At 73.1% G+C, this 11893-nt stretch carries 7 protein-coding genes and 1 pseudogene; 1 reads left to right on the top strand and 7 read right to left on the bottom strand.

Features of this window, described 5'->3' with window-relative positions:
* Positions 1-12: 12 nt before the first annotated feature.
* The 6 genes and pseudogenes from ACFYVL_RS11560 to ACFYVL_RS11535 all read right to left on the bottom strand — a co-directional run.
* A pseudogene (locus tag ACFYVL_RS11560) lies at positions 13-2946 on the bottom strand (YfhO family protein); the annotation flags it as partial.
* Between the two features lie 38 nt (positions 2947-2984).
* Complete coding sequence (locus ACFYVL_RS11555; RefSeq protein WP_389243246.1) at positions 2985-3995, bottom strand: glycosyltransferase family 2 protein; 1011 nt, start codon at positions 3993-3995, stop codon at positions 2985-2987.
* A gap of 113 nt (positions 3996-4108) precedes the next feature.
* Positions 4109-5038, bottom strand: coding sequence for a class I SAM-dependent methyltransferase (locus ACFYVL_RS11550; protein WP_389243244.1), 930 nt, complete (start codon positions 5036-5038; stop codon positions 4109-4111).
* 141 nt (positions 5039-5179) lie between these two features.
* On the bottom strand, positions 5180-6772 hold the full coding sequence (locus tag ACFYVL_RS11545; protein WP_389243243.1) for a protein kinase: 1593 nt from the start codon (positions 6770-6772) through the stop codon (positions 5180-5182).
* Complete coding sequence (locus ACFYVL_RS11540; protein ID WP_389243241.1) at positions 6769-7524, bottom strand: hypothetical protein; 756 nt, start codon at positions 7522-7524, stop codon at positions 6769-6771. The genes ACFYVL_RS11545 and ACFYVL_RS11540 overlap by 4 nt, the downstream gene beginning before the upstream one ends.
* 158 nt (positions 7525-7682) lie before the next feature.
* Positions 7683-9734 carry an N-6 DNA methylase gene (locus ACFYVL_RS11535; protein WP_389243446.1) on the bottom strand — a complete coding sequence of 684 codons (2052 nt, stop codon included), beginning with the start codon at positions 9732-9734 and terminating at the stop codon, positions 7683-7685.
* A 241-nt stretch (positions 9735-9975) separates the two neighbouring features.
* Between ACFYVL_RS11535 and ACFYVL_RS11530 the strand changes: the two genes are divergently transcribed.
* A complete protein-coding gene (locus tag ACFYVL_RS11530) occupies positions 9976-10893 on the top strand; it encodes a DUF4190 domain-containing protein (protein ID WP_389243239.1) in 918 nt (305 codons plus the stop codon).
* 97 nt (positions 10894-10990) lie between these two features.
* On the opposite strand, the gene ACFYVL_RS11525 is transcribed toward ACFYVL_RS11530, so the two are convergent.
* On the bottom strand, positions 10991-11635 hold the full coding sequence (locus ACFYVL_RS11525) for an HNH endonuclease family protein (protein ID WP_389243444.1): 645 nt from the start codon (positions 11633-11635) through the stop codon (positions 10991-10993).
* Positions 11636-11893 lie beyond the last annotated feature (258 nt).

The raw sequence follows: 11893 nt of genomic DNA, 5'->3' as shown, positions 1-11893 counted from the left end.
GGTGGTGCCGGCGCCGACGGGGACCGCCAGCAGCCCCTGGAAGGAGGCGGCCGGGGACTCGGGCCGCCCGTCCGCGGCGCACTGCCAGCCGCTCACCGCCGGGACCGCCACGACCGCCGTGCCCGGCGCGGTGCCCGGCTTCAGCCTGGCCCGGATCTCGTGTCCGGACATGGTGAGCCGGTCGGGGGCGGCGGCGCGCAGGTCGCCGATCGCGGTGTGGAGCTTGGCCCGGTCGAGGCAGCCCACCAGGTGGCGGGGCAGGCTCTGGCCGGGCTTGGTGGCGGTGACGGAGAGCGTGAGGCGGCCGTTCTTCGCCACCTTGCCCAGGGTGCGGACGCCCGCGGCGGTCACCTTGTTGCCCCGGCCGAACCAGGTCTTCTCCCGCCCCTTGTCCACGGCCACCCGCCCGGCGAACCAGGGCGCGTGACCGTAGGCCGTACTGCCCGGCGTGCACGCCACCTCGAACGTGGCGCGCACGCCCTTGTGCAGCCGCCACCCGTGACGGCCGGGGGCACCGCCGGCGGCCGGGCGCAGTTCGGGCACCGCGTAGACGGCCGCCCCGATCGCGCTGTTCAGCCGGTCGAAGGCGGTGACGTCACCGCCCTGGTGCACCGGCGGCACGCTCGCGCCCTGCCGCCGCACCGTCACCAGCGGCGCGGCCTCGGCCCGCCGTACGACGGCCCTGCGCGAGCCCTCCGGCTCGTCGGCGATGTAGGTGGTGGCGCCCATCAGGGCCCGGCCGACCGGTTCGGAGAAGCTCTTGGTGTGGCGGCCCTCTATGTACCAGCCCGCGCCGAGCGCCTGGAGGGTGCGGGCGGTCTCGGCGGGGACGTGGCTGCTGTAGTACGAGCCGCCGCTGCCGCCGAGCAGCATCGGGTCGTTGTTGGCGTACTCGTGCGAGCCGGGGTCGGCCCGCTGCCAGGGGGCGGCGTCGGCGGCGCGCAGGGTGTCGCGCATCCGCAGGGTCTCCTCGTCGAGGGTCCGCTTGGGCGCGTACCAGGGGATCCGGTCCCGGACGCCCATCACGGAGTTGACCGTGTAGGCGGTGGAGAGCAGTACGGCGCAGCCGAGTCCGGCGGCGAGGAGTGCCCGTGCCCGGCGGGCGGCCGGGGCGTTCCGCGGCCCGGCGCCTCCGGGGCCCCGGTCCGCCCCTCCCCCGTACCGGTGCAGCAGCATCAGGCCCGCGCACATCACGGGGATGCCGCCGAGCGCCAGCAGCAGGGTCCGGGTGCCGACCGGCTTCTGTCCGGCGGTGAGTGCCACCAGGACGGCGAGCAGGCCCGCTCCCCACAGCAGCTCGCGCGGGGCGGGCCGGCGGGAGAGGGCGAGCCAGGCGATCATCGTGAAGATGCCGCTGAGGACGAAGGTGGCCCGGTAGGGGCTGCCGTTCGGGATGGCGAACGCGTGCCACAGCAGGACGCCCGGCTTCCACACGAACGACAGTGCGACCAGCAGCGCGAGCCCGCACCACAGCACCCGCTCGCGCACCGCGACCGACCGCTGGAAGACGAAGGTGGCCAGCAGGAGCAGCCCGAGGATGCCGAAGCAGACACCGGGCGCGGCGGCGGAGGTGCGCCCGCCGGGGAGCAGCTGGGCGAGGTAGAGCAGCGGGCTGGGCGGTCCCTTGTACGGGATGACGGTGACCGGCTGGGACGCCTTGCTGGAGAGGTACGAGACGATCATCACCGGCGCGACCAGCAGCAGCGCGGTCGCGGCCATGCCGCCGGCCCGCAGCACCACGCGCGCACGCGCGCGCCAGGGCAGGTCGTCGCGCAGCAGCAGCCGTACGACGAGGACCAGCGCGGCGCCCAGCGTCGCCATGGCGGCGGTGTAGAAGTTCGCCGCCCAGCTCAGGGCGACGAGGAAGGTGCCGAGGAACCAGCGGCGGCCCTGCAGGCACCAGTCGGCGGCGATGCCGATGAGCGGGAGGGCGACCGGCCCCCACATCCACATGGGGTCGGCGTACCCGTCGCTGACCACCCAGGCGCACAGCGCGTACCCGACCGCCAGCAGACCGCGCTGCCAGGCGGGTCCGGGCCGCAGCCGGGCCAGGAAGAGGGTCATGACGGTGGCGGCGAGGCCGATGCTCAGCAGGGTGACGAGGAAGACCGGCAGTTCGACCAGGTCGCGCGGGAAGAGCCCGACGAGGAAGGAGAACGGGTTCGTCAGGTAGGTGAAGAAGTCCGGTAGGAAGGGGGTGCCGTAGCCGCTGTTCCAGTTGAAGAGCAGATCGCCCTGGGCCTCGCCGTGCAGCAGGTCCCACAGGTGCGCGTGGTACGGGACGAACTGGTTGCCCAGGTCGTTGACGGCCCGCGACCGTTCCCCGAAGGGGTACGTGCCGCGCAGGGCGATGCCCAGGCAGTAGGCGGCCATGGCGGTGAGACCGGCCAGGACGGCGATGCCGCGCTCGCCGCTCAGACGGCGCAGCAGGGCGGCGGGGCCGCGGGGGCGCGCGGGGGCGGCCTTGCCCGGGGCGGCGCCTTCCGGAGTGGTGCCTTCCGGAGTGGCGCCCTTCGCCGGCTCCCCGCCCTGCGGGTTCCGGTCCTGCGGGTCACGGTCCTGTGGGTCCCGGCCCTGCGGCTTTCCGTCCTCCGGCTTCCCGTCCGCCGGCTGCTCCCCCTGTGTGAGGATGCGCCGGGACAGTACGTACGTCACCGGGATCGCCGCGGCGGCGGCCACCAGGGGCGCGATCCGCTCGTCCATGCCGGCCCATTCCACCAGCACGAACACGCCCACCGAGGTGACCGTGAAATTGGTCAGGTTGGTGAGCGGGAACAGCAGGAATTTCCGCCAGGTGGGGCGGGTGCGATAGGTGAAGTAGGTATTGAGGAAGAACGACCCCACCATGCTGATCATGAAAGCCAGCACATAGGCGGGGTAGTAGGGCAACCACTGGTGCAGGGCGAGATAGCAGGCGTAGAACGTTCCGGTGTTCACCGCGCCCACCAGGGCGAACCGGAGCACCTGGAAGATGTGCGAGGACGTCACTGCCCGATTTCCCTGTTTCCCGTACTGACGGCGTTACCGGTGCCGACCGTACCGATGTTCGTGCGTATCCGGTTCAGGGCGAGCGTGGGCGCGCTGGTTTCCTTCACCAGGAAGTGCGGGCGGCGCTTGGTCTCGTAATAGATCCGGCCGATGTATTCGCCCACCAGCCCCAGCATCACCATCTGTGCGCCGCCCAGGCCGACGATCGCGGCGAGGAGCGTCGCGTAGCCGGGGGTGCGGACGCCGAACGCGAGGGTGCTGATGACGATCCACACCACGTACAGGGCGGCCAGCGCGGCGAGTACGAGGCCGAGGTGAATGGCGACGCGCAGGGGCTTGTTGTTGAAGGAGATGAGGCCGTCGACGCCGTAGTTGACGAGCGCGCCGAAACGCCATTTCGTCTCTCCGGCCTCGCGCGCCACATTGGTGTAGTCGAAGGTGACGGTGTCGAAGCCGATCCAGGAGAAAAGCCCCTTGGAGAAGCGGTTCTGCTCGGGCATCGACAGCAGCGCGTCGACGGCCCGCCGCGACAGCAGCCGGAAGTCGCCCACGCCGTCGGCGAGCTCGACGTCCACCCAGCGGTTGACCATGCGGTAGTACGCCCGGCCCAGGGACCTGCGCAGGCGCGACTCGCCGTCCCTGTCGCGCCGGGCGATCACCTGGTCGTGGCCGCGGCTGTGCAGCTCCAGCATCTTCCCGATCAGCTCCGGGGGATGCTGGAGGTCCGCGTCCATCAGTACGACGGCGTCGCCCTCGGCCTCGCGCAGGCCGGCCAGCATGGCGGCCTCCTTGCCGAAGTTCCGGCTGAAGGAGGTGTAGCGCAGGCCCCCCGGGTGCTTTTCCGCGAGTTCGCGCAGCAGACCGAGGGTGTTGTCGGAACTGCCGTCGTCGACGTAGCAGATCTCGTAGTCGACCGGGAGTGAATCGAGGACCGTCCGCACTTTCGCGTCGAACGACTCGATCACCATTTCTTCGTTGAAGCAGGGCACCACGACCGCCAGGCGCATGGGGTCTCACTTCCGGTGTGTACGAGAACTCCGCACGGGGTTTCCGCAGGGGCTGATTGGTCGCCTATCGAGACAGGGAAAGCGACGAGTCGGTTGCCTCTGTGTGACCCACATCACACCCTTCGGAGAAAAGCGGAAGTCGCGACGCGGCCCAGCAGACGGAGTCGGGAGTCACCGGTCGCCAGGTGTGTTTCGAGGGCTTCCCGGACGCCCGGCCAGGCGGCGTCGCCGTAGTCGTCGAGGACCACGATCCCGCCGTCGGCGACGATCTCCTCGACCCATTGGAGATCGGAGAGCACCCCGTCCCTGGAATGGTCGCCGTCCACCACGACCACCCCGTACTTCCGGTCGGAAACCGCCGCCCGGATTTCCTCGTCCTGCGAGAATCCCTTGAAAATACGGGCCCCTGGGGCCCCGTCGCCGTCCGCCGAGAGAGCGGTTCCGGCCAGTGCGAGGTTGGCCCGCACCACGTCCTCGCGGACCGGGGTGCCGGTCGGATCGGCGTTGTCGAAGGCCGCGTCGGGCTGCAGCTGCGAGCCGATGAGCGGGTCGACGATGGTCAGCCTGGGCTCGGTCCCCTCGCGGTGCAGCATGCGGGTCAGGGCGGTCGCGAAGAGGCCGTGAAGGGTCCCGATTTCGAGCGTGTCGGGGTTCGGCGGGGCCAGAAGCGGAATGGTCGCGAGTTTTCCGCAAACATTGGATGTACCCCCTGCGAGGCGTCCTACACCCAGTGCTTCGAGCGCGACGACGGTCCGGAACGCCGAGGTGACCGCCCGCCGGGCGTGCGCGCTGCCGCTGACCTCCGCGACCTCGGCGACCAGCCCGGTGATCTGGTCGGCGGACGGCATGCGGTGCGCGCCCCGCCCCGTGCGGTCGAGCAGCATGGTGACGGCGTGGCTCTGCTTCTTGAGGACGTCGAGCTCGGCCCGCAGGGCGGCCAGCTCCGTGCTGGTGCCGCGGGTCTGGGTGCGTACGCGCTGGTCTACCAGGGCCGCGAAGGGACGCAGGGCGCGGCGGGCGAGGGGGTGGGTCAGCAGTGGCATGGCCGGGACGCTATGCCGCCCGGCGGATGGGGGCGTGGCCCTGGGGCGACCGCGGGGCGAACCCGGGGTGACGGGCGGACCGGGAGTTTGTCAGGACAACCGGACATGGCGGGGCCGCGCGTCCCGCCCCGCCCCGGGGGATCAGCGCCGGCCGCCGCCGAGCTGGTGCTGGCGCTCCAGCGCCCGGCGCACCTCCGCGACCAGCGGGTGGTACGCCCCGTACACCCGCTCGGCGTCGTACAGCAGCGCCTGCAACTGGCGCACCGCCTCCGTGCGGTCGCCGAGGGCCAGCAGCAGCTGGGCGGCGCGCAGCCGCAGTTCGAGGGCGCGGGAGGGGTCGTTGCCGGTGACGTAGCCGTTCTCGTAGTACGGCAGCAGGGCCCGGTACTCGGCGAGGGCCGCCGCCGGTTCGCCGAGCTGTTCCAGGCACTGGGCGGCGTCGTAGCGGAACTGGAGGGCCTGCGGGTCGGCGGGGCCGCTCTCGGCGGCCCGGTCCTCGGCGAGCCGGCGCAGCTCGGGCAGGGCGCGCCGGTACTGGCCGTCGTCCAGCAGGGTCGCCGCGTACTGCTTGCGCAGGATGCGCACCACCGGGGAGCGTTCGCCGTGCTCGGCGGCGGCGGCCGGGAGGATGCTGCCCAGGAGGTCCACGGCCTGGGTGATGCGGCCCTCGCCCAGCAGCTGCTTGACCTCGTCGACGGCCGCGGCGACGTCGGGCCGGGACGGCGGTGCGGGCGGCGGGGTGTGCACCGGTGGCGCGGGCGCCGACGCGGGCCGCGGCGGCAGGTGTCCCGGCGGCGGCACCTGCACCGGCGGCGGGACGGCCGCCGCCCGGTCCGGCCAGGGCGCGTGCGGGCGCAGGAAGGGGCGGGTGGGGTCGAGGGGTCCGCCCGGCCGGCCGCGCGCGGGCAGCAGCGGGGCGAGCCGCTCGTACACGTCCTGGGCGGAGCCGGGCCGGTGCTGCGGGTCCTTGGCCAGCAGGTCCAGCACCAGTGCTTCCAGCGCGTCGGGGATCTCGGGCCTGCCCTGCCGGATGGGCAGCGGCGGCTCGTAGAGGTGGCGGTGCAGGATGCCCAGCGCGGTCGTGCCGGCGAACGGGACGTCCCCGGTCAGCAGTTCGTGCAGCAGCACGCCCAGCGCGTACAGGTCGGTGTACGGGCCGACGGCGCCGCCCATCGCCTGCTCGGGCGCCATGTACGCGGGGGTGCCGATGGGGGTGCCGGTGTGGGTGAGGCGGGTGGTGTCGGTGTCGAGCACGGAGGCGACGCCCAGGTCGAGCACGGTGAGCGTGCCGTCCGGTCTGACCATGACGTTGCGGGGCTTGAGGTCTCGGTGGACGATCGGCACCGCGTGCACGGCGGAGAGCACGGCGCACAGCTGGGCGGCGACGGCGACCGCCCACGGCCAGGGGTAGGGGTCCTGTTCGGCGAGATGGTCGGCGAGGTCGGCGCCCTCGACGTACTGCATGACGAGGTAGAGGTCGTCGCCGTCGCTGCCCGCGTCGTGCACGGTGACCAGGCCGGGGTGGTCGACCTGGGCGGTGACGCGGCACTCGCGCACGAAGCGGCGGCGCATCTCCTCGGCCTCGGTGGCGGCGGCCATCCGGTCCGGGCGCAGCAGCTTGACGGCGACGCGGCGGTCCAGGCGCTGGTCGTACGCGGTCCACACCTGGCCCATGCCGCCCTGGCCGATGAGGGTGGCCAGCTCGTAACGTCCGGCGATGACACGGCCGTTCACCGGGGGAATCCTCCGTCACCGTCCTGGTGGCGGGGCCCGAACCGGGTGGGGTCCTGCGGCCGGTCCTGGTCCTGGGGCCGGTCCTGGCGCAGCAGTTCGCTCAGTTCGTCCAGCTCGGCACGGACCTGGTTGATGCGGGGCGGCCGGGACGGGTGCTGCTGGGGCTGCGGCTGGGGCGGCTGGGGCTGGTGCCGGGTCTGCTGGAGCTGGTGCGGGGTCTGCTGCGGATGCTGGGGCTGCGGATGCTGGGGCTGCGGCCGGTCCTGCGGCGGGTAGGACTGCTGCTGGGGCGGATAGCCGTAGGCGGGTGTGCCCGTGGGCGCGGTCCCGTACCCGTAGGACGGCGCGGTCGGGTGGCCGGGGGCCGCGGACTGCCAGCCGTGCGGCGGCAACGGGGGCGTGTGCGGCTGCTGGTGGTACTGGATGTCGGCTATCAGGTAGTGCGTGGTGACGCCCACCGCCATCGCCATCAGCAGCAGCAGACAGACCCAGTCCACCGGCCTGAGCGGGGCGTCCGACGTCTCGTTCCCGTTGACCCCGATCACGACGAACGTAGTGATCGCGAGCAGCACCACCAGCGTGAACGCCACCCAGTCCGCGCGCCGTCGCCGCACCACCGCGATCCGCAGCATGGCCGCCCACGACAGGAGTCCGCAGCTGCACAGGGTGAGGGCGACGAACACCACCCGGAGGGTGACCAGCACCCCGGCGCTCGGCCGGCTGCTCGGCGTGGTGGGGCCGGGGCCGTGCATGGCTGCTCCTGTGGGGAATGGCACGTGGCGGACGTGCGGGAACGTTACGACGAGCGTATACAGCGACTCCGACAACATCCCAAGGGTTGTACGGATCCCACAAGTTCCCGCGCACCGCCGCCACCCCGCGGCACGGCCCGGCCGGCTCCCCCGCTTCCCTACTCCGCCCGCACGGTGCCGTCCGCCAGCCCGTCGTACAGCCCCTGCACCAGCTGCTCGCCGAGCCGTCCCGCGATCCGCAGCGCGTCCTCGAAGGCGGCCAGGGTGCGAAAGCGCTCCCCGTAGCGCTGCTGTTCGGCGAGCGGCAGCCGGGGCACCTGGAGGCGCCGCACGTCCAGCCGGGCGGCGGTGGAGGCGTAGCTGCTGGCCCGGCGGTTGTTGGCGGTCCCGCGCAGGAATCCGGCGAGGAACCACGGGTCGACGGCGGCCGGATCGGGCCGCAGCAGATGGAGGTTGCGCCCGAGGACCGCTCCGGCTCCCGTCCCGTCGACCACCCGGGCGACGGCTCCGCCGCCGAGCAGCGGCACGACCACGTCGCCGGCCTCGGTGAGCACCGCGTCGTCGCCGTCCGCGCCCTCCGGCTGCGTGCCCGCTCCGGAGGCGGGGACGCCGGCCAGGACGTCCTGCTCGGTGAGCACCGGCACCCCGTCCGGGCCGCTCGCGCCGCCGCCGGTACGGAGCATAAGGGCGCCCGCCCGCGCCAGTTCCCCGACGGTGGTGACCGGCCAGTGCACGGGACTTGCTGCCTCCTCCGCGGTGCCGGGCTGCGGGTTCAGCTCCGCCGTGAGCCGCAGGGTGTCCGCCAGCCGCTCCCGTACGGAGGCCAGTTCCGCCACTCCGCCGCCGGCCGCCGGGGGCGGCAGGTGCCGGGCGGGGGCGAGGTCGACGTCGTCGTCCAGCAGCTCGACCACGGGCACCGAGCGGCAGACCCCGGGCCGCTCCTCGACGGCGCCCTCCCTGTCGAACGTCTGCCAGGTGTCGAGCACCGCGGTGTGCACGGCCGCCCAGTCGAGCTTGTCGCGGCCGGCCGCGGAGAGGTCGGCGGTGTCGACGACCAGGAGGTCGGCGGCGGGCCGCGCCCCCGGTGCGGGCCTGCGCAGCACCCACAGGTGCAGGGGAACGCCGTAGGGCGGGGCGGCGCCCGCGGGCAGCGCGACCACCGCGCGCAGGGCTCCCCGGCGCAGCAGATCGGCGCGGATGCGGCGGCCGGAGCGGCGGGAGGCGGCGGCGGGCGGCATCAGCAGGACGGCGGTGCCGCCCTCGCGCAGCCGGGCCAGCGCGTGCTGCACCCAGGCCAGCTCGGACTCGGTGCGGGCCGGGAAGCCGTACTCCCAGCGGGGGTCGTAGGCGAGTTCGTCGTGGCCCCAGTTGCGTTCGTTGAACGGCGGGTGGCTGACCACCGCGTCGACGGTGAGCTGCCGATACGCGTCGGCGCGCAGGCTGTCGCCGGCGGCGGCGCGCACCTCGGTGGCGCGCGCCTCGGTGTGCAGGGCGAGCCGCAGCGCGCCGAGCGCGGCCAGGTCGGGGTCGGCGTCCTGGGCGTACAGGGCGGTGGGGCGCTCCCCGTCGGGGGCGTCCAGGGCGCACAGCAGGGCGGCGGTGCCGCTGGCCGGGTCGAGGACGGTGCGGGGGCGGCCGAGCAGGGCGGCCATCAGGGCGGCCGGGCCTGCCGGGGTGAGCGTGTACTGGCGCGGATTGGCGTCGAGGTGACGGCCGATCAGGAACTCGTACGTCTTGCGGACGCCCGACTCGGCGGCCAGTTCGGCGGCGGCGCGAAGCAGCGGCACCGACGGGGCGAGGTCGCGCGCGGTGAGGGAGGGCACGGCCCAGGGCGCGGGCCCGAACCTGCCGAACAGCACCAGTTCGATGCTCCGGGGCAGCAGTTCGGCGCACTTGGCGTCGGAGAGGGCGGCCAGCCGCAGCCACTCGGTCGGCCGGTCCTGCACCAGGGCCAGTGCGCAGCCGGTGTGCACGAGGGCGGTGACGGCTCCGGCGGGATGGCCCGCCACCTGCTGCCAGACCCGCTCGCGCAGCGGTACTTCGGCGAGCTTGCCCTGGTCGCGCAGCCACTCCTCGACCTCGGCGAGCGCGAAGGAGGGACTGGTCTCGGTGCCGCCGACGGGCCTGGGGAAGTCGGGGTGGCGGCGGCGCCAGTTGCTGACGGCGGCCCGGCCGACCCCGGCCAGCCGGGCGATCCCGGCGGCGGTCACCTCTGTTGCGTTCTCGGACGACACCGGCTGCCACTCCCCCTCGTCACTCTGCTGTGCACCCGAGCATACCGACCGAAGACCCGACCTCCCGCTTCACACCGTGAACCGACCGATCCCTGTGAACCGTGTTGACTCGGTTCACAGCATCTGTTGTTATTGACCCATCGCACCGCGGGGCGACTGGAAGTCCCCGAGCTCCGCCACCGCCGCGCACCGCTCTGTCTCTGTCCGGAGGACACCCATGTCTCAGCACACGAACCAGCCGCAGCACCCGCAGGGCCCCGAGTACGGGCAGAGTTACGGCCAGGCGGAGCAGTACGGGCAGTACGGGCAGTCCCCGCAGTACGGCCAGGACCCGCAGCCGCCCCGGCACCACGGGCACGGCGCCCCGCAGCAGGCCCGCAACGGGCTGGGAACCGCGGCGCTGATCCTGGGCATCATCGGCGCGGTGTCCGGCATCGTCCCGCTGCTCTTCTGGCTCGCCGGCATCCTCGGCCTGATCGCCCTGGTCCTGGGCCTCAGCGGCCGGGGCCGCGCCAAGCGCGGCGGGGCCACCAACAAGGGAGTCGCGCTGACCGGCGCGGTCCTGGGCCTGGTGGCACTGATCCTGTCGGTGGTCGGCGCGGTCATCACCTTCAAGGCGGTGGACACCGCGGTGAAGGAGGTCGACAAGGCGCTCGCCGGACAGGAGGCGACCAGCAGCTCCGGCGACAAGACGGCCAAGGGCGGCGACGGCAAGGCCGAGGAGGGCGCCAAGGGCGCGAAGGCACTCGCGGCCGGCGCCACCGCCGAGTACGCGGGCAAGCTGAAGGTCACCGTCTCCGCACCGGCCAAGCACAGCCCGTCCGAGTACGCGGTCGGCCACACGAAGGGCAACAAGGCCTACAAGGTCACGGTGACCATCGAGAACACCGGCACCGAGAAGTTCGACAGCGCCCTCTCGCAGGTGGACGCCCGCGCGGGCGCGGACGGCAAGGCCGCCGAGCAGATCTTCGACGGCGAGACGACCGGCGCGGGCTTCACCGGTTCGATCCTGCCGGGCAAGAAGGCGACCGCGGTGTTCGCCTTCGACGCCCCGGCGGCGGCGAAGAACCTGACCGTCGAGGTCACCCCCGGCTTCCTGGACTTCAAGTCCTCGCACTGGGACCTGAAGCTCTGACCCGCGGCCGGCACGGGCACCTGCCGCCACCCGGGTCCGGCCCCGGCACCGCACACGGTGCCGGGGCCGGACCGTTGCGTTCCGCAGCGGCCCGCGGCTACTTCCTGCCCACCGTCGCCTCCGTCGGGTTGCCGCCGGTGGGCAGCTTCTCGTCCGGGCAGCCGTTCAGCACCTTCTTCATGGCCTCCTTCTCGGCGGCCGTCACCCACACCCCGTACTTCTTCTTCACGCCCACCTGCCCGGCCACGTACGCACACCGGTAGGCCTTGTTCGCCGGCAGCCAGGTGGCGGCGTCCCCGTCGCCCTTCTGCCGGTTCGCCGAGGCCTCGGCGGCCACCAGGTTCAGCGGGTCGTTGGCGAAGGCCAGGCGCTTGGCGGGCTTCCACTGCTGGGCGCCCTTCTGCCAGGCGTCGGAGAGTGCGACCAGGTGGTCTATGTCGACCTTGCTGCGCCCGCGCACGTACTCGATCCGGCCGCCGGTGTACGGGTCCTTCTCCAGCACCCCGGAGGAGACCTTGCACGTGCCTCCGGTGAACTTCACGCTCCCCAGGTCCCGCTTGAGGATGTCGTCACGGGTGCCGCACCCGTTGGCGTCGGTGTCGGCCCAGGCGCGGCCGAACTCCGTCCGCGCGTAACCCGTCTTGGGCGCCCGGCCCTTCACCGTCAGGGTGTCCACGGCGGCCAGTGCGGACCCGGCGCTGCCGACCGCGCCGCCCCGCCCGCCGGTGCCGCCGCCCCCCATCGGGCCGTCCGCACCGCAGCCGGCCGCCCCGAGCACGAACACCGCCCCAAGTCCCGCCGCCGACAGGGTCTTCCAGGTCTTCCTGGCCGTACGAGATATCAAGGAACGCCGCCCCACCGAGAGTTGAGAACCGTCGAACGCACCACCTTAGGAATGGCTGCCCAGAACGAACCGCTCGACTCGCGACATTTCTCCGAAATGTGGTCTAGTCCACACGGGGGCCGGGGGCGCACACCTCGGCGCGCGCATTCCAGTGGC

This window comes from Streptomyces sp. NPDC004111, from assembly GCF_042874215.1.
In the GTDB taxonomy this organism is placed as follows: Bacteria; Actinomycetota; Actinomycetes; order Streptomycetales; family Streptomycetaceae; genus Streptomyces.
The sequence above is the reverse complement of the archived record's forward strand: the minus strand, read 5'-3'. Positions and strand labels throughout refer to the sequence as shown.